16 protein-coding genes are annotated in these 17,074 nt (G+C 58.3%); 8 read left to right on the forward strand and 8 right to left on the reverse strand.

The window, feature by feature from the left end; translation table 11 throughout:
• Nucleotides 1-48: 48 nt before the first annotated feature.
• Together B9Z44_RS07555 and B9Z44_RS07560 are read right to left on the reverse strand one after the other, a co-directional pair.
• Nucleotides 49-1,242, reverse strand: coding sequence for an MFS transporter (locus B9Z44_RS07555; protein WP_108402089.1), 1,194 nt, complete (start codon nt 1,240-1,242; stop codon nt 49-51).
• 46 nt (nt 1,243-1,288) lie between these two features.
• Nucleotides 1,289-2,860, reverse strand: a complete 1,572-nt coding sequence (locus B9Z44_RS07560; RefSeq protein ID WP_108402090.1) for a YifB family Mg chelatase-like AAA ATPase — start codon at nt 2,858-2,860, stop codon at nt 1,289-1,291.
• Nucleotides 2,861-3,071: 211 nt separating this feature from the next.
• On the opposite strand from B9Z44_RS07560, the gene B9Z44_RS07565 reads away from it, so the two are divergent.
• The 5 genes from B9Z44_RS07565 to glcF all read left to right on the forward strand — a co-directional run bounded on the left by B9Z44_RS07565 (nt 3,072) and on the right by glcF (nt 8,272).
• Nucleotides 3,072-3,836: a TorF family putative porin gene (locus B9Z44_RS07565; RefSeq protein WP_245912783.1), complete on the forward strand. Its 765-nt coding sequence runs from the start codon at nt 3,072-3,074 to the stop codon at nt 3,834-3,836.
• Nucleotides 3,837-3,867: 31 nt separating this feature from the next.
• Nucleotides 3,868-4,206, forward strand: a complete 339-nt coding sequence (locus tag B9Z44_RS07570) for a P-II family nitrogen regulator (RefSeq protein ID WP_108359522.1) — start codon at nt 3,868-3,870, stop codon at nt 4,204-4,206.
• Nucleotides 4,207-4,221: 15 nt separating this feature from the next.
• Entirely contained in the window at nt 4,222-5,691 is a 1,470-nt protein-coding gene (locus B9Z44_RS07575; RefSeq protein ID WP_108359523.1) for an ammonium transporter, read from the forward strand.
• Between the two features lie 136 nt (nt 5,692-5,827).
• Nucleotides 5,828-7,012 carry a glycolate oxidase subunit GlcE gene (gene glcE / locus B9Z44_RS07580; RefSeq protein WP_245912784.1) on the forward strand — a complete coding sequence of 395 codons (1,185 nt, stop codon included), beginning with the start codon at nt 5,828-5,830 and terminating at the stop codon, nt 7,010-7,012.
• A gap of 15 nt (nt 7,013-7,027) precedes the next feature.
• Nucleotides 7,028-8,272, forward strand: a complete 1,245-nt coding sequence (gene glcF / locus B9Z44_RS07585; RefSeq protein WP_108402092.1) for a glycolate oxidase subunit GlcF — start codon at nt 7,028-7,030, stop codon at nt 8,270-8,272.
• 7 nt (nt 8,273-8,279) lie between these two features.
• Here the strand turns inward: glcF and B9Z44_RS07590 are convergent, their stop codons facing one another.
• The 3 genes from B9Z44_RS07590 to lplT are packed head-to-tail and all read right to left on the reverse strand — an operon-like array spanning nt 8,280 to nt 11,092.
• Complete coding sequence (locus tag B9Z44_RS07590) at nt 8,280-8,765, reverse strand: glutathione peroxidase (protein ID WP_108402093.1); 486 nt, start codon at nt 8,763-8,765, stop codon at nt 8,280-8,282.
• Between the two features lie 56 nt (nt 8,766-8,821).
• Nucleotides 8,822-9,781, reverse strand: coding sequence for a DMT family transporter (locus B9Z44_RS07595; RefSeq protein ID WP_108402094.1), 960 nt, complete (start codon nt 9,779-9,781; stop codon nt 8,822-8,824).
• A 3-nt stretch (nt 9,782-9,784) separates the two neighbouring features.
• On the reverse strand, nt 9,785-11,092 hold the full coding sequence (gene lplT / locus B9Z44_RS07600) for a lysophospholipid transporter LplT (RefSeq protein WP_108359527.1): 1,308 nt from the start codon (nt 11,090-11,092) through the stop codon (nt 9,785-9,787).
• Nucleotides 11,093-11,191: 99 nt separating this feature from the next.
• Here lplT and alr point away from each other — a divergent pair, with 99 nt between their 5' ends.
• The gene (alr, locus tag B9Z44_RS07605) at nt 11,192-12,298 is read left to right on the forward strand and encodes an alanine racemase (RefSeq protein ID WP_108402095.1); all 1,107 of its coding nucleotides are present in this window, start codon (nt 11,192-11,194) and stop codon (nt 12,296-12,298) included.
• A gap of 8 nt (nt 12,299-12,306) precedes the next feature.
• Here the strand turns inward: alr and B9Z44_RS07610 are convergent, their stop codons facing one another.
• Both B9Z44_RS07610 and B9Z44_RS07615 read right to left on the reverse strand, forming a co-directional pair.
• Nucleotides 12,307-13,119, reverse strand: a complete 813-nt coding sequence (locus B9Z44_RS07610) for an aldolase/citrate lyase family protein (RefSeq protein ID WP_108402096.1) — start codon at nt 13,117-13,119, stop codon at nt 12,307-12,309.
• Nucleotides 13,120-13,131: 12 nt separating this feature from the next.
• Entirely contained in the window at nt 13,132-13,536 is a 405-nt protein-coding gene (locus B9Z44_RS07615; RefSeq protein ID WP_108402097.1) for a 5-carboxymethyl-2-hydroxymuconate isomerase, read from the reverse strand.
• An 83-nt stretch (nt 13,537-13,619) separates the two neighbouring features.
• Between B9Z44_RS07615 and radA the strand changes: the two genes are divergently transcribed.
• Nucleotides 13,620-14,996, forward strand: coding sequence for a DNA repair protein RadA (gene radA, locus B9Z44_RS07620; RefSeq protein WP_108402098.1), 1,377 nt, complete (start codon nt 13,620-13,622; stop codon nt 14,994-14,996).
• A gap of 4 nt (nt 14,997-15,000) precedes the next feature.
• Here radA and B9Z44_RS07625 read toward each other — a convergent pair whose 3' ends face one another.
• Entirely contained in the window at nt 15,001-16,560 is a 1,560-nt protein-coding gene (locus B9Z44_RS07625) for a DUF5666 domain-containing protein (protein WP_108402099.1), read from the reverse strand.
• Nucleotides 16,561-16,691: 131 nt separating this feature from the next.
• On the opposite strand from B9Z44_RS07625, the gene B9Z44_RS07630 reads away from it, so the two are divergent.
• Nucleotides 16,692-17,072, forward strand: coding sequence for a DUF1924 domain-containing protein (locus B9Z44_RS07630; RefSeq protein ID WP_108402100.1), 381 nt, complete (start codon nt 16,692-16,694; stop codon nt 17,070-17,072).
• Nucleotides 17,073-17,074: the final 2 nt, after the last annotated feature.

The raw sequence follows: 17,074 nt of genomic DNA on the forward strand, positions 1-17,074 counted from the left end.
GTGTTTGCTGCACAAAGAGCCCGCTGCATGCGGGCTTTTTTTGGCTTGTCAAAGGCGATGGTTTTTTTGCGCGGACCACAAAGCCGCCACGCCCACCACACTGGCCGCCAACATCAACCACAGCCCCGCCGTGTAGCCCGTCTCGGCAGACCACAGCAGCCCCATCAACCACGGCGCTGCAGCGCGCGCCACCGCCATGGGCAATCCCAGCAAACCGTTCAAGCGACCCATGTGTTCGCGGCTCACGTATTGCGCCATCACCGTGCCTTTGACGATGGTGAGCATGCCGTTGCCCAAACCGTAGAACACCACAAACACCACGCCCCACATGCCGTGGCCAGCGCTGATGAGCAGCATCAAAAACCCGAGAGGGATCAGCACCGTCACCCAGCGGTTGGCGGCGTGCACATTCACGCGGTGCTCGGTCAGGTACAAACCCAAGCGGCCTATCACCTGCAACACGCCAATGCTGGCGGGTACGGCAATGGCCCACGACGCGTCCATGCCCGCTTCGCGCAACAGGCTCACCATGTGTGCGGGCAGCGCAGACGTCACGCCCATGAGCAACACCACAAACACCGCCAATTGCCAAAACGTGGGCTGGCGCAAGTAGCCGGCGAGTGTGTCGCTATCCGTGTGCGCACTGGCAAGCACGGCACGTTGCGGCGCATTGCGCAGCAGCACCCAGTGAACGGGCACACACACCAGCACGTGTATGGCGCCCAGCACACACAGCGCATCGCGCCAGCCGAAGGCGTCGATCAACCACGCCACCAACGGCATGAACACCGTGCTGGCCAAACCACCCAAGAATGTGAGCGTGATGATGGCGCGTCGGAAATGGTTAGGAAAGCGCCGCGTCAACACCGCAAAAGCTGGTGGGTACAAGGTGCCCGCCAAGCCCACGCCCAGCAGCGTCCACACCGCATAAAACTCGGTGGGTGTGTGAATGCGGCTGTGCAGGAAAAAAGCCAGCCCCACCAGCAGCGAGCCGCCTGTCATCACCGCGCGTTCGTGACCGCGGTCAATCCAACGACCCACGGGGAACGCCAGCACACCCTCGGCCAACAACATCAAACTAAAGCCCAGCGACGACTCGGCGCGGCTCATGCCCAAGGCTTGCTCCAACGGCACCATGAACAAAGCGAAACCGTAAAAAACACTGCCCCAAGCGATGAGTTGCAGCGCGGACAGCGCCCAAACAAAGCGGGCATCGTGACGAGAAAAATGGGAACGAGGCATACATGCCAATGATACGAAGCCAGCGATATGCCAAGCGACGCACCGGTCAGTGGTTGACCAGCACCCGCCTGTATTGCAGGGCTTCGGCCACATGCGTGACTTCAACGGTGGCGCTGTCAGCCAAGTCGGCAATCGTGCGCGCCACGCGCAGCGCACGGTGTGTGCTGCGGCTAGACCAGCCAAGCTTGCTGGCAGCGTTTTGTAAAAACGTGGCCGCTGCTGCATCGAGGTGCATGTGCGCTTCCAAGGCTTGGCCTTGCAAACCTTGGTTGGGGGTCCCTTGTCGCACCAGTGCTTTGGCGTGCGCGACCAAACAACGCGCACGAACGGCGGCTGTGGATTCACCCGTCCCGCTTTGCATCAACACCTCGGTGGCCAGTGTGGGCACTTCCACCTGCAAGTCGATGCGGTCTAGCAATGGGCCGCTGAGCTTGCCTTGGTAACGTGCCACTTGGTCGGGCGTGCAACGGCAAGCCTTGAGGGGTGAGCCCAAGTAGCCGCAAGGGCAGGGGTTCATGGCCGAGATGAGTTGAAAACGTGCCGGAAATTTGGCTTGCGTGGCCGCACGTGAAATGGTGATGTGGCCGTTCTCTAGAGGTTCACGCAAGGCTTCGAGTGCGCTGCGTTTGACTTCGGCCAACTCGTCTAAAAACAACACGCCGTTGTGTGCCAAAGAAATTTCCCCCGGCCTAGGCGGTGTACCGCCTCCCACCAAGGCCACCGAGGTGGCTGTGTGGTGCGGGCTGCGCGTAGGGCGCTGCATCCACTGGTTCAACTCAAAACGACCCGCCAAGCTGGCGATGGCAGCGCTTTCCAACGCCTCGTCCAGCGTCATGTCGGGCAGCAAAGCGGCGAAGCGTTGCGCCAGCATCGACTTGCCTGTGCCGGGTGGTCCTACTAATAGAAGAGAGTGCCCGCCCGCAGCAGCAATCTCTAGGGCGCGTCGCGGGCCTGCTTGGCCCTTCACGTCGGCCAAGTCCGGGCTGTAGGCTGCGGCGGGCGCGCTGAAGGTGGGCGTCGCAATACGAGACCATCCTTCAGTCGTGTGTACCGGGCGCGTTGTGGCTTCTTCGCGTTGCGCGACCAAGCCTTTCACCTCGGGTTTGGCAAAGTGCGCCACCACATCGCTCAAATGTTGGGCGCGGTACACCTCGGCGGTGGGCACCAGCGCGGCTTCTTCGGCGCTGCCGGGTGGCAACACCAACCGCGTGCGCACCCCCGCACTGCGCAGGGCCAGCCCCATGGCGAGTGCGCCGCGCACGGGACGCAGCTCGCCCGACAAAGACAACTCGCCCGCAAACTCATGCAAAGCCAATGCGGCCTCGTCGAGCTGGCCATTCGCCGCCAAGATGCCCAAAGCAATCGGCAAGTCAAAACGGCCCGAGTCTTTGGGCAAGTCGGCTGGGGCGAGGTTCACCGTGATGCGTTTGTTCGTTGGAAAGTCCAACCCCGTGTTTTGAATGGCGCAGCGCACGCGTTCGCGGGCTTCTTTCACCTCTGTATCTGCCAAACCTACCAAAGTGAAGCTGGGCAGGCCATTGGCCAAATGCACCTCAACGGTCACCGCCGGTGCTTGCAAACCCAAGAGTGCGCGGCTGTGAATTAACGCAAGCGTCATAAAACTTCTCTTTTTGAGGGGTTAGCCCCATTGCAGGGCATCTAAGACATGTTGACGCACCAAGTGCGTGCATGAAAATGAGGCAGTCGTCAGACTACTGCATCACTTTGGGTCTTAGTTCAAGTGAAGAGGGCACTTTTGTGGACTTCAACGCTGGCACGGACCCTGCTAAGTAGGTGTATCCCTCTTAAATTTTTCAATGGAGAAAACTATGAACCTCAAGTCCAAAATCGTGTTGGCCCTCTTGGCTACCTCTTCTGCAGCATTCGCGCAAACTGCGCCTGTTGCACCCGAAGTCACTTACAACGTGGGCGTGGTGAGCCAATACCGTTACCGCGGTCTGGCACAAACCAAAGGTGATCCAGCTTTGCAAGGTGGCGTTGACTATGCCAACGCCAATGGTTTTTATTTGGGCGCTTGGGGTTCGACCATCAAGTGGATTAAAGAAGCAGGAGCTGGTGCATCACCTGCAGCAGATACCAAAGGTCCTGTGGAGTTGGATGTCTATGGTGGCTATAAATTTGAAGCTGCTGGTGTGGCATATGACGTCGGCTACCTGCGTTATCAGTACGTTGGCAACACTTACAACAACATCTCTGGCAACGTGAATGCCAATACAGACGAAGTCTATGGCGCAGCCACTTATGGTGTGTTCACAGCTAAGTACTCTTATGCATTCTCTGATTTGTTCGGTACGGCAAATTCGAAAGGCAGCGCCTATATTGATTTGAGCGCAAACCTTGATTTGGGCAATGGCTATAGCCTGGTCCCACATGTTGGTCACCAAAAGGTCAGCAACTCACCGAACGCCAGTTACACAGACTTTGCTTTGACCCTCAACAAAGATTTGGGTGATGGTTTGTCTGCCAGCGTTGCTGCCATTTCTACGAACGCTAAGAACGTTGATGCATTCACCGTCAACGGTTACAACACAGCCAAAAACGCGATGGTCGTCGGCGTCAAGTACAGCTTCTAACCCAAGCTAACTGTCTTCTCTAGGAGCAACCATGAAACTCATCACCGCCATCATCAAGCCATTCAAGTTGGATGAGGTCCGCGAGGCCCTCTCTCAAATTGGTGTGCAAGGCATCACTGTTACTGAAGTCAAAGGCTTCGGCCGTCAGAAAGGCCATACCGAGTTGTATCGCGGTGCTGAGTACGTGGTTGACTTCTTGCCAAAGGTCAAGATTGAAGCCGCCGTTGACGCTGAACACGTTGACCGCGCCATCGAAGCCATCGAAGGTTCTGCCCGTACCGGAAAAATCGGCGACGGCAAGATTTTTGTTTACGACCTCGAACAAGTTGTCCGCATCCGTACCGGCGAAACCGGCGTGGAAGCGCTTTAAGAAAGAAGACGCATCATGAAAAAATTTCTAGCCTCTCTGGCCCTCGGGTTTGGTTTGCTGCTTGGCGGCACCGCCGCGATGGCACAAACTGCCCCTGCTGCTGACGTCAAAGTCACAGCCCCTGCCGCAGCGCCCGCTGCTGCCGCAACGGCTGCCACTGCAGCCCCCGCACCTGTGCCTAACAAAGGCGACACCGCTTGGATGACTGTGTCCACCCTGTTGGTGATCTTGATGACCATCCCAGGTTTGGCCCTGTTCTACGGCGGTTTGGTCCGCAGCAAGAACATGCTGTCAGTGCTGATGCAAGTGTTTGTCGTGAGCTCACTCATTTATGTGTTGTGGGTTGTCTACGGCTACACCTTGGCGTTCTCTGGCGGTTCACCGTTCTTCGGCGGCTTTGACAAGTTGTTCTTGGCCACCATCACGCCTGACTCCGTTGCTGCCACGTTCAGCAAAGGTGTTGTGATTCCTGAACTGTCATTCGTGGCGTTCCAAGCCACATTCGCAGCCATCACCTGTGCCTTGATCGTGGGTGCATTTGCTGAGCGTGTGCGCTTCTCGGCTGTGTTGTTGTTCTGCACCATCTGGTTCACGTTCAGCTACTTGCCCGTGGCCCACATGGTTTGGTATTGGGACGGCCCAGACGCCATCACGGACGCTGCGACCTTGGAAACTGTGACGGCCGCTGCTGGCTGGTTGTGGGCCAAGGGTGCTTTGGACTTCGCTGGCGGTACTGTGGTGCACATCAACGCTGCGGTGGCTGGTTTGGTCGGCGCATACGTGATCGGCAAACGCACAGGCTACGGCAAAGAATCCATGGCGCCTCACAGCTTGACGTTGACCATGGTTGGCGCATCTCTCTTGTGGGTGGGTTGGTTCGGTTTCAACGCCGGCTCTAACCTGGAAGCCAACGGTGTTGCTGCCCTCGCTTTCGTGAACACCTTGGTGGCGACGGCTGCTGCGACCCTGGCTTGGATTGCAGGTGAAGCATTGTCTAAAGGCAAGGCCTCTATGTTGGGCGCGGCTTCTGGTGCTGTGGCTGGCTTGGTGGCAATCACCCCAGCTTGCGGTTTCGTGGGCCCCATGGGTGCCATCGTGATCGGTGCTGCGGGTGGCTTCTTGTGTCTGTGGGGTGTGAACGGTCTGAAACGCCTCTTGGGCGCTGACGATTCACTCGACGTGTTCGGCGTCCACGGCGTGGGCGGCATTGTGGGTGCGTTGTTGACCGGCGTGTTTGCTGCGCCATCCCTCGGCGGCACGGGCATTTTTGACTACGTTGCCAACGCCGTGAGCCCAGAGTATTCCATCGGCGGCCAAGTGCTGATCCAGTTGGAAGCTGTGGTGACCACCATTGTTTGGTCGGGTGTGGTGTCTTACATCGCCTACAAAATTGTGGACATGGTTTTGGGTCTGCGTGTCAGCGAAGAAGAAGAGCGCGAAGGCCTCGACATCAGCTCACACGGCGAAACTGCCTACCACCGTTAATTTTTCAAGTACTTCAAGATCTCCTTGGACTTCACAGCCCGCTCCTGAGAAATCAGGGCGGGCTTTTTTGTGGGCGAACGATTTTTGACAGAGCTGTGCAAAAAATTCAAAACCAGCGCCAGACCTAGCGGCTAACATGACCGCCATGCAAGACACACTGCAACACACCCTTCAACATTTCACCGACCGCATTCTGCAAGCCTCCCAAACGGGCAAGGCTTTGCGCTTGCGCGGCGGCGGCACCAAAGACTTTTTAGGCCAGTCCCTGCAAGGCGAGGTGCTCGACACCCGTGCCTACAGCGGCATCTTGAGCTACGAGCCGAGCGAGCTGGTCATCACCGTGCGCTGCGGCACGCCGCTGGCCGAGGTGGAAGCTGCGTTGGCTGAAAAAGGCCAAAGCTTTGCGTTCGAGCCGCCGCACTTTGGCGAAGGCGCCACGATTGGCGGCATGGTCGCCGCAGGCCTGAGTGGCCCGGCCCGCGCCAGTGTGGGCACGGTGCGTGACTTTGTGTTGGGCGCCCGCGTGATCAACGGCAAAGGCGAACACCTCACCTTCGGCGGCCAAGTGATGAAGAACGTGGCGGGCTACGACGTGTCGCGTTTGCTGGCCGGCAGCTGGGGCCAGTTGGGCTTGATTACTGAAGTGTCTTTGAAAGTGCTGCCCGTGGCCCCCGGCGAAGCCACCTTGGTGTGCGCGGGTGTGAGCCAAGCGCAAGCTTTGAAACTCATCAACCAATGGGGCGGTCAGCCGCTGCCACTCAATGCCAGCGCGTGGGTGCACGACACCACTGCATCACCCGCGCAAGACTTTTTCTTTGTGCGCCTGCGCGGTGCCTTGGCTGCCGTAGACGCTGCTGTGATCAAGATGAGTGCCGACGTGCAAGCCTTGGGCGCGCAAGTCACGCGCATGGACCACGCAGATGTGGCCGCCGATTGGACAGCCAGTGGCGAGCAAACGTTGGATTTCTTCAAAGCACCTAGCGAACACGACTGCTTGTGGCGCTTGAGCGTGCCGCAAACGGCCCCTGTGCTCGACGTGCGTGTGAGCGGCATCGCGTGTGCGCAATACATCGAATGGCACGGCGCACAGCGTTGGTTGTGGGCACCTGCCTCGGCAGCCACCCAAGTGCGCGACGCGGCGGTGAAAGCAGGCGGTCACGCCACCTTGTTTCGCACCAGCACGGCGAGCCGCCAAACCTTGGGCGATGTCGACAAGCAAGTGGGCGTGTACACCCCACTCAATGCCGTGCAACAACGCATTCAAAACGAACTCAAAAAACAGTTTGACCCAGCGGGCATCTTCAACCCCGGTCGCACTTAAAACTCAGAGCCTCACATGCAAACCAACCTGGCCCCCCAATACGTCGGCACGCCCGAAGGCGAAGCAGCCGAAGCCATCTTGCGCAAGTGCGTGCACTGCGGTTTTTGCACGGCGACGTGCCCCACGTATCAACTGTTGGGTGATGAGCTAGACGGCCCGCGTGGGCGCATCTATTTGATGAAACAAGTGTTTGAAGGTGCCACGCCCACGCGCGCTACGCAACAGCACTTGGACCGTTGCCTGACCTGTCGCAACTGCGAAAGCACCTGCCCCAGCGGTGTGCAATACGGCCACTTGGTGGACGTGGGCCGCAAAGTGGTGGACGCCCAAGTGCAGCGCCCTATGGGCGAGCGCCTGTTGCGCTGGGCCTTGAAAGAAGGCTTACCTTCGCCGTTGTTTGCACCTGCCATGAAGCTGGGCCAAGCCGTGCGCGGTGTGTTGCCTGCCAAGCTCAAAGCCAAAGTGCCAGCGCCCCAAACGGCAGAACGCAATGGCGTGGTGTGGCCCACCCAAACCCACGCTCGCAAAGTGCTGATGCTCGCAGGCTGCGTACAACCCGCCATGCTGCCCAACATCAACACCGCCACGGCGCGTGTGTTGAATGCGGCGGGCATTCAAACCATCGTGGCGCCCGAAGCCGGTTGCTGTGGTGCGGTGAAATTCCACTTGAACGACCAAGACGGCGGCATGGTTCACATGCGCAACAACATCGACGCTTGGTGGCCCTTTGTTGAACAAGGCGTGGAGGCCATCGTGATGAACGCCTCTGGCTGCGGCGTGATGGTGAAAGACTACGGCCACGTGCTCAAAGACGATGCCCTTTATGCAGCCAAAGCCAAGCGCATCAGCGAACTCACCCAAGATTTGAGCGAGTTGTTGCCCGAGTTGGTGCCGGTGCTCAAGCCCAAGTTGAAAGCCCACGTGTTGGCCAACGCCGGCATGCAAGCCTTCCACCCCCCTTGCACTTTGCAGCACGGCCAAAAGCTCAAGGGCGGTGTGGAGACACATTTGGCCGAGTTGGGCTTTGCCATTCAAGTGGCCAACACCGAATCGCATTTGTGCTGCGGCTCAGCAGGCACTTACAGCGTGCTCAATCCTGAGATCAGCACCACCTTGCGTGACCGCAAGCTGGGCCACCTCGATGCGCTCAAGCCCAAAGCCATTTTGAGTGCCAACGTGGGCTGCATCACCCATCTGCAAAGCGGCACCGATGTGCCGGTGAAGCATTGGGTGGAAGTGCTGGATGAGGCGTTGAACTAAACCTAGTTCACGAGGCTAGGGCGGCCTCAATGTCTTTCCCCAGCTTGGGTGGCGCATCCATCGACGCATAGCGCTTGAGCACGCGCCCGTCTTTGCCCACCAAGAACTTGGTGAAGTTCCACTTAATGGCTTCGCTGCCCAAGACGCCGGGCGCTTCTGCTTTGAGCCACTTGAACAGCGGGTGCGCGTTGTCGCCATTCACGTCTACTTTTTCCATCATTGCAAAGCTCACGCCGTAGTTGCGTTGGCAGAAGGCACCAATCTCGACATTGCTCCCCGGGTCTTGCGCGCCAAACTGGTTGCACGGAAAACCAATGACGGCCAAGCCTTGCGAGCCATAGGTTTTGTGCAGTGCCTCTAAGCCTTCAAACTGCGGCGTGAACCCGCAAGCGCTGGCGGTGTTGACGATGAGCAGCACTTGGCCTTTCAGGTCAGCAAACGACAAAGGTGTGCCGTCAATGCGGTTGGCGGTGAAGTCGGTCAAAGTGGTCATTGGCGAAGCCTTGCAAAGCAAGTGCCTGCACGCGAAAGCGAGGCACTTAAAGTCAATCAAGCGTGGTTTTTGTCGGTGTGCGCTTGCGATGCCAGCAGCGCAGCCAACACAATCATGCCGCCACCCAGGCCCACGCGCCACGTCAGCGTCGATGCCCCTAGTGCCACCGAGGACACGCTGGCAAACACGACTTCCGACATCATCACCATCGCGGTGGTGTGCGCACTCAAGCGGGCGGCGCCGTATTGCAGCGCAAAGTTAGACACCAAAAAAGCCGCGCTCAAACCCAAAACCCAAGGTGCCCATGTCGCCACTTGTTGCGTCACGAAAGCGTCGGTGAGCCAAGTGAGAAGGCCTGACACACCATGGCTTTCAAGCGGCACTGCAAACACTTGGGCGGTGGGAACCACGCCCGCCGCTGTTGCCAGCACCGCGCAGGCCACCGCCATCAGGGCGCCACCGCTGAACATGGCGACCATGCGCGCGGACTCTGGTGTGTGTTGCAAACGCAGCAGCCAAATATTGGTGAGTGCAAAACAAAAACCGCCTAGCAGTGCCAACACGTCGGACAAATCTTGCGGCAGAGGCCAAGCAGATTCGGGCGTTTTGAGCACCAGCACCACGCCCAGCAATGCCAAACCCAAACGCATCAATGCGCCACGCGTAGGCCGTTCGCCCAGCAGCCACCAAGCCAGCAACAACGACCATGTGGGCATGAGATAAAACAGCAACACCACGCGCACCACATCGCCCGTTGTGACGGCCCAGTTAAAGCCGACGTTCGTAAGACCCGAGGCAGCCATGAGCCACCAAAGTTGCGGGTGTTGCTTGAAGTACCGCCAGCTTGAAGGGCTGATAAAGATAAGTACCACCGTGGCCAAGATAAACACCGCGGCTGTGGTCCATAAGGGGTGAAGGCCGTCGGCATCGAGTTGGCGCAGTGGCCACCAAGACAGGCCCCACACCAAAGCGTTGAGGGCCAATGCCAACACGGCCAGCAGGGGGCGTGTGGTCAAAACTTAACCGTGCAAGTCGTCGTTGCGCGCGATGTGCATCAAACGTGCAAGTTCTTCACGGTGGTGTTTGTGGTTGTGTTCGTGCCACAACTTGATGAGCCACATCACATAACCCACCAACGTGCCGAAGGCGGTGATGGCACCAAAGGCGCTGAGCCCCATGCCCGTGCTGAAGGTGTACAAAAAGCCCAGGCCCAAAATACACAGTTGTTCGTTCAGGTTTTGTACCGCAATCGAACGGCCCGCACCCATGAGGTTGTGACCGCGGTGTTGCAGCAGCGCATTCATGGGCACTACCAAAAAGCCGCCCAAGCCCCCCAAGACAATGAGGAAGGGCACAGCCAGCCAGAGGTTGTCGATGAAGTTCATCGCCACCACAAAGCAGCCCATGGCGATGCCCAAAGGCATGAGGCGTGTGGCGTGGTCGAGTCGCATCTTCATGGACGCCACCACTGCACCCACGGCCGTGCCGATGGCCACCACACCCACCAAGCTAGAGGCTTGTGTGGTGGTGTAGCCCAAAGCGGCAGCGCTCCAAGCCAGCACGATGTAGCGCAGATTGCCGCTCACGCCCCAGAACAAGGTGGTGGTGGCCAAAGAAATTTGGCCCAGCTTGTCGTGCCACAAGCGTTGGTTGCAATGCCAGAAGTCGGGCACCAGCGCCAAGAGGTTGCGCGCCATGGTTTTTTCGGGGTCCAGGCGCATCGGAATCAACGCCGCGCCGGTGTAAGGAATGCGCTTGTTGAACCAAGCCGCCAAGGCATACAGAGGAATCAACAAACAAATCGCGGCCTCAGCCGAGGTGTCCACACCCGTGGTGACGAATGGCAAATCAAACGACAACAACCAAGCTGACAAATTTGGCCCCACCAATTGGCCGCCCAGCAACACGCCCAAGATGATGGAGGTGATGGTCAAACCTTCAATCCAACCGTTGGCTTTGACCAACTGCGACGCAGGCAGCAGCTCGGTCAGGATGCCGTACTTGGCCGGCGAATACGCCGCAGCGCCCAAGCCAACGACGGCATAAGCCAGCAAAGGATGCACGCCAAACAGCATCATCAAGCAACCTACCACTTTGATGGTGTTGCTCATGAGCATGACTTCGCCCTTTGGTCGTGAGTCGGCAAATGCGCCCACGAACGGGGCCAACACCACGTAGAACAGGGCAAACATAGGCACCAGAGCAGCGCGCTGCCATTCGGCGGCGCCATCTGATTTCAGTAATTCGACGGCTGTGACAAACAGTGCGTTGTCGGCCAACGAACTGAAAAATTGGGCCGACATGATGGTGTAAAAACCGCGCTTCATGGATGGGTCTGGCAGCTCGCAGCGTACTGCGAGCCTGCTGATTCTTCTTTCTTCTGTATCTACCCAAGGTTATATCACGCGGGTGCCACAATATTGACCATGCCCCGTCCGATACAAGCCTTTGTTCACACCGACGCTTTGCGTCATAACTTGGCGCGCATGCGCGCCGCAGCACCCGACGCTCGCGTGTGGGCCGTGGTCAAAGCCAATGCGTATGGCCATGGCATTGAGCGTGTGTTTGAAGGTTTGCGAGGGGCCGACGGCTTTGCGTTGTTAGACCTCGATGAGGCGCAACGCCTACGCAGCTTGGGCTGGCGCGGACCGGTGCTGTTGCTGGAAGGCGTTTTTGAGTCTCGCGATTTAGAGCTTTGCTCGCGTCTAGACCTGTGGCACACCGTGCATTGCGACGAGCAAATTGACATGCTCAGCCGTCACAAAACCCAAGTGCCGCACCGAATATTCCTCAAAATGAACAGCGGCATGAACCGTCTGGGGTTCACGCCCACGCGTTTTCGTTCGGCGTGGACACGCTTGAACCAGTTGCCACAAGTGGATGAGATTTCACTCATTACCCACTTCAGTGATGCCGATGGCCCCAAAGGCATTGCCGAACAAATCGCCACGTTCACCAAAACCACCGAAGACTTGCCCGGCGAGCGCAGCACCTGCAACAGCGCGGGCTTGTTGCGTCACGCTGGCGATACGGCGGTGGCTGCCGATTGGGTCCGCCCCGGCATTGCGCTGTACGGCAGTGCGCCCGACTTTCCAGAGCGCAACATCGCGCAGTGGGATTTACAACCCACCATGAGTTTGCGCAGCCGCATCATTGCCACGCAAGACTTGCAAGCGGGCGACACCGTGGGTTACGGCTCGTCGTTCAAAGCAGATGCACCGATGCGCTTGGGCGTGGTGGCTTGCGGCTATGCCGATGGGTATCCCCGTCATTGCCCCACAGGCACGCCTGTGTTGGTGGACGGTGTGCGCACCCGCACCTTGGGTCGCGTGAGCATGGACATGATTGCGGTCGACCTCACGCCTTGCGTTGAAACAGGTCATGAGGCTGGCTTTGGCAGCGAAGTCACGCTGTGGGGCAAAGCCAGCAACGGCACGGTGCTGCCGATCGATGACGTCGCACAGGCTGCAGGCACAGTGGGCTATGAGCTGATGTGCGCGGTGTCCAACCGCGTGGGCTTCACGCAGGACTGAATCGCCGTTTAGTAAGGGCCTTTGCCGGCGCTCACTTCACCCAAGCCTTCTTTGTACTTGGCCGCTAAGGCTGAGGTTTGGCGCGACAAAATCATGCCGTCCACACCCACCGCCACAAACAAAGCGCCCAGTGACAAATACTGACGCACCAGCGCTTCGTCACCCATCAAAATGCCAGGCGCTTTGCCTGCTTGGCGAATGCGCGCAATCGCGTCCACGATGGCCGCTTGCACTTCGGGGTGGCTGGGGTTGCCGATGTGTCCCATGGAGGCCGACAAGTCTGCCGGGCCAATGAACACACCGTCCACGCCGGGTGTGGCAGCGATCGCATCCAGATTTTTCAAGGCTTCTCGGGTTTCGGCTTGCACCAACACACACACTTGGTCGTTGGCCTCTTTGCCGTAGTTGGGGAAGCGGCCCCAACGTGAGGCGCGCGTGCCCGCCATGCCACGAATGCCGCCTTGGCCATCGTCTTGCGGGTAGCGGCAGGCTTTCACAATGGCTGCGGCTTGCGCGGCCGTGTCCACCATGGGTACCAACACCGTGGTGGCACCAATGTCCAGCACTTGCTTGAGCAGTGCCGCGTTGTCATGCGGCACACGCACCACAGGGTGTGAGTTGGGATAGGCGGCCACGACCTGCAACTGTGCGAGCAAGGTGGTCAAGTCGTTGGGGCCGTGTTCGCCGTCAATCACCAACCAGTCAAAGCCTGCGCCCGCACAAATGTCAGTGGTCACGGTGCTGCCCAAGCCCATCCACAAGCCGATTTGTGGCTGTTGGTGGCGCAGGGCTTGTTTAAATAGGTTCTCGGGGGTTTGCATGGCTGGGCGTTTTCAAGGTTTGCTGAACAAAGGGTGCAAATTATTGTGGACGGCGTTGAACACCTCGTGCCCTTCGTCAATTTGCAGCGTGATGCCGATGGGGCGCTGGGCAAACACTTCCGCGAAATGGGCTTGGGTCGCGGTCAACAATGACTGACCCACTTGCGCAATCATCTCGGGCGTGCGGCCCTTGGCGACGCGAAAGTTCAGATACACATAGGCGTAGTCGCCGCTGCCATCCGCGATGACGGCGTGTGATGTGGCAAACGCCAGCACGCGCGTGGCCCCGATCGGGAACACGGCTTGGCCGTCGGGGTGCTTGGCGGCCAACATCGTGGCGCTCAAGGTTTGGCAAAGCTCGCCCATGTCAGTTTCGGCGTCGAGCTGGGCGGTGTATTGGATGATGAGGTGAGGCATGTCTGAAGTGTCTCGCAACTTCTTCTCACAAGTTTCAATTCCGCCGCCCAGACCACTGGCTATTTATCCAGTAATATTGGCGTATGGCCAAAGAAAAAACCCAATACACCTGCACCGACTGCGGCGGCATCACTGCCAAATGGTTGGGCAAATGCCCCAGTTGCAACGCGTGGAACACGCTGATTGAAACGGCGGTCGACAGCAGCGGCCCCACCAAAAACCGTTACGCGGGCATGGCGGCCTTGGCCCCAGCTTCAGAAGTGGCGGTGCTCTCCGACATTGAGGCGCAAGACGTGGCGCGCACGCCCACTGGTCAAGAAGAACTCGACCGCGTGTTGGGCGGCGGCATGGTGGAAGGCGGTGTGGTGCTGATTGGTGGCGACCCCGGCATTGGCAAATCCACGTTGATTTTGCAAGCCATGGACGGCCTGCAACGCAGCGGCATGAGCACTTTGTATGTGACGGGCGAAGAGTCTGCCGCGCAAGTGGCCTTGCGCTCGCGCCGCTTGGGGCTGGACCACAGCCAAGTGCAAGTGCTGGCTGAAACTCAGCTTGAAAAAATATTGGCCACCGTCGACAAGCTTCAACCGGCGGTGGTGGTGATGGACTCCATCCAAACCGTTTATTCCGATCAACTCACCAGTGCCCCCGGCTCGGTGGCGCAAGTGCGCGAGTGCGCGTCACACCTCACCCGCATGGCCAAGTCTTCGGGCACCGCTGTGGTGTTGGTGGGCCATGTCACCAAAGAGGGCGCACTGGCTGGGCCGCGTGTGTTGGAGCACATGGTGGACACGGTGCTGTACTTTGAAGGCGACACACATTCGACTTACCGACTTGTGCGTGCCATCAAAAACCGCTTTGGTGCGGTCAACGAAATTGGCGTCTTCGCGATGACCGAAAAAGGCTTGAAGGGCGTGAGTAACCCCAGCGCCATTTTCTTGAGCCAACACACCGAGCCCGTGCCCGGCAGTTGTGTGTTGGTCACGCTGGAAGGCACGCGACCCATGTTGGTTGAAATTCAAGCTTTGGTGGATAGCGGTGGCCCTTCACCTCGCCGCTTGAGCGTGGGCTTAGACCGCGACCGCTTGGCCATGTTGCTGGCCGTCTTGCATCGCCACGCGGGTGTGGCGTGCATGGACCAAGATGTGTTTGTCAACGCCGTCGGCGGCGTGCGCATCAGCGAACCCGCGGCCGACTTGGCCGTCTTACTGTCTATTCAAAGCAGCTTGCGTGGCAAGCCACTGCCGCAAGGCTTCATCGCCTTTGGCGAAGTGGGCTTAGCAGGCGAAGTGCGCCCCGCTCCGCGTGGGCAAGAGCGTTTGAAAGAGGCGGCCAAGCTTGGGTTTACCGTGGCCGTCATTCCCAAAGCCAACGCACCCAAAAAGCCCATCCCCGGCATGACCGTGCATGCGGTGGAACGGGTGGATGAGGCGATTGGCTTGGTGCGCGAGTTGGGTTAACGCATCAATCGTCGTAATCGTGGTAACCGTTTTTCAGCTCTAGTTTGATCACTTGGAAGACATTGCTGGCATCCATGTAGCCTTTGACTTCAACATAGCTTCCGTTAGTGGGTGTGCCGTATTTGAAGCGTGTATTGGCTGACGTTTGTGCGGTGTACACGACACCAAAGCGGGTCAAACTAAACGCACTGTTGACGCCAGACCAACCGCCGACCTGACCGTACATCTCAAACACGCGACCTGAGCTGGCATTGCTGCTGGATGCGTATTTGATCTCTACTTTTGTCGCGTTCAAGGTGCCATTCACGTAGCTGCCTTTGACTTCAACAAACGAGCCATTGCTGAGATTGGCCGCTGAGCCGTCAGGGAAGTAGGCAGAGCCCGCATTCACATTTACCCCTTGCACGGTAAAGCTGTTGCCGTTCAAGTTGCTAACGGCACCATAGAACTCGTGAGAGTAAGTCAGGTTTTGGCCATAGCTGTCGGTAAAGCTACGCTGGCCTTCAACTTCTACGCGAGTTGCCGCTAAGACGGACCCAGACCATGTGCCTTTGATTTCGTACATGGTGTTAGCAGTCAATGTGGCGCCACTCACTTGAACACCTCCAACGTACCAATTGCCGTTCGCTTGTGTCGCGATCCCTTTGATCTTGGCGTAGGTCGATGTGCTGGGTGCACCACTAAAGCGGGTGAGATAGGCTGGATTGACCAACTGCAAACGTGTTGCCGTGAGCGTTGTGCCGTTCCAGCTGGTGTTGTCAGCAGCCAATGCACGAATGGCATCGCCAACCACCGGCGTGTTGCCCGTCGGTTGAATGGTGCAACTGTTGCAATTCACGGTGATGCTGGAAGTCGCCCCGGTCTGAATCGTGTAATTACTTCCGACAATCGCAGTGATGGTTCCGCGCACGGCCACATCCAGCGCATGAGTCAATGCATGGGTGACAACGACGCGTGTCGCCAAGAAGCTGCCATCTGCTTGGGCAAGACCATACATGGTGAGCAATGGACTTGTGTTTGCCAGCGCTGCCAGATCTGCATAAGTGGCCACAGCGGTGCCAGCCAAGGTTCCATCGGACGTTCCGCCATAGGTGGTCGCAGCGTTGATTTGCACAATTTGAGTTGACAGATCAATGGCTGTGGGCGTGATGGCGTTCATCGTGCCGCGCACACCGCCTACGATGCGAATGCGTGCCGCACGCCCCAAACTTTGTGCATCGTCCACATCCCCAAACAAGGCAACGGTCATTCCTAAGGCCAGTGGGCTGCTAAAGGTGGGTGTACTGCTGTCATAGCTGGTGCTGAAATCATCACTGTCGTAAACCACGGAATCAGTCGTTTCAAAACGCACGCCGTTGACAACAATTGAGCCCAAACCGCTGATCGAACCTTGGTAGGCAGCGGCAGCGCCGTTGAACGTGGCGGCGCCTGCCGGATTGGTCGACCATGTGGCGTCACTGTGACCGTTGTCACTTCCGCCGCCGCCACCCCCACATGCGCTGAGGAAGCCGGCAGTGGCTAACAGCAAGGCAACTATTTGTGGTTTTAAAACAGAACGTGACATACCAACTCCACCATTAACGAATGATGAAAGTGTGCAGACCACAGATTAAGACAGTCTTAAGAAGAGCTGCACCAGCCTTAAGAAAACCCTAAGACGCGTTCACTAGCATCGGTTTTGAAAGGTTCAACACCATGCTTCAAAAGTTCTTTGCTTTACTGCTCTTGACGTCGCTTCATGCGGTGGCCGCCACGCCCGCTGAGTTGTTGGCTGGCTACACCGCGCAAGCCGGCCAGCCTGCCAATGCCGCGCGCGGTGAAACGTTTTTCAAAGCCAGCCATGGCCAAGAGTGGCAGTGCACCAGTTGCCACGGCAAATCACCGATGGTGGGCGGTCGTCATGCGAGTACCGACAAAACCATTGAGCCACTCGCGCCTGCGGCCAACGCCAAACGCTTCACCGACAGTGCCAAAGTTGAAAAGTGGTTCCGCCGCAATTGCAAAGACGTGTTGGCGCGTGAATGCACGGCAGTCGAAAAAGCCGATGTGTTGGCTTGGCTCATGACCTTACGTTGATG

The organism is Limnohabitans curvus (genome assembly GCF_003063475.1).
In the GTDB taxonomy this organism is placed as follows: Bacteria; Pseudomonadota; Gammaproteobacteria; order Burkholderiales; family Burkholderiaceae_C; genus Limnohabitans; species Limnohabitans curvus.

Coding starts and splice junctions, on each gene's coding strand:
- B9Z44_RS07555 (WP_108402089.1), bottom strand. CDS start 1,242: ATGCCTCGTTCCCATTTTTCTCGTCACGATGCCCGCTTTGTTTGGGCG.
- B9Z44_RS07625 (WP_108402099.1), bottom strand. CDS start 16,560: ATGTCACGTTCTGTTTTAAAACCACAAATAGTTGCCTTGCTGTTAGCC.
- B9Z44_RS07575 (WP_108359523.1), top strand. CDS start 4,222: ATGAAAAAATTTCTAGCCTCTCTGGCCCTCGGGTTTGGTTTGCTGCTT.
- alr (WP_108402095.1), top strand. CDS start 11,192: ATGCCCCGTCCGATACAAGCCTTTGTTCACACCGACGCTTTGCGTCAT.
- glcF (WP_108402092.1), top strand. CDS start 7,028: ATGCAAACCAACCTGGCCCCCCAATACGTCGGCACGCCCGAAGGCGAA.
- B9Z44_RS07560 (WP_108402090.1), bottom strand. CDS start 2,860: ATGACGCTTGCGTTAATTCACAGCCGCGCACTCTTGGGTTTGCAAGCA.
- glcE (WP_245912784.1), top strand. CDS start 5,828: ATGACCGCCATGCAAGACACACTGCAACACACCCTTCAACATTTCACC.
- B9Z44_RS07590 (WP_108402093.1), bottom strand. CDS start 8,765: ATGACCACTTTGACCGACTTCACCGCCAACCGCATTGACGGCACACCT.
- B9Z44_RS07615 (WP_108402097.1), bottom strand. CDS start 13,536: ATGCCTCACCTCATCATCCAATACACCGCCCAGCTCGACGCCGAAACT.
- B9Z44_RS07565 (WP_245912783.1), top strand. CDS start 3,072: ATGAACCTCAAGTCCAAAATCGTGTTGGCCCTCTTGGCTACCTCTTCT.
- radA (WP_108402098.1), top strand. CDS start 13,620: ATGGCCAAAGAAAAAACCCAATACACCTGCACCGACTGCGGCGGCATC.
- B9Z44_RS07630 (WP_108402100.1), top strand. CDS start 16,692: ATGCTTCAAAAGTTCTTTGCTTTACTGCTCTTGACGTCGCTTCATGCG.
- B9Z44_RS07610 (WP_108402096.1), bottom strand. CDS start 13,119: ATGCAAACCCCCGAGAACCTATTTAAACAAGCCCTGCGCCACCAACAG.
- lplT (WP_108359527.1), bottom strand. CDS start 11,092: ATGAAGCGCGGTTTTTACACCATCATGTCGGCCCAATTTTTCAGTTCG.
- B9Z44_RS07570 (WP_108359522.1), top strand. CDS start 3,868: ATGAAACTCATCACCGCCATCATCAAGCCATTCAAGTTGGATGAGGTC.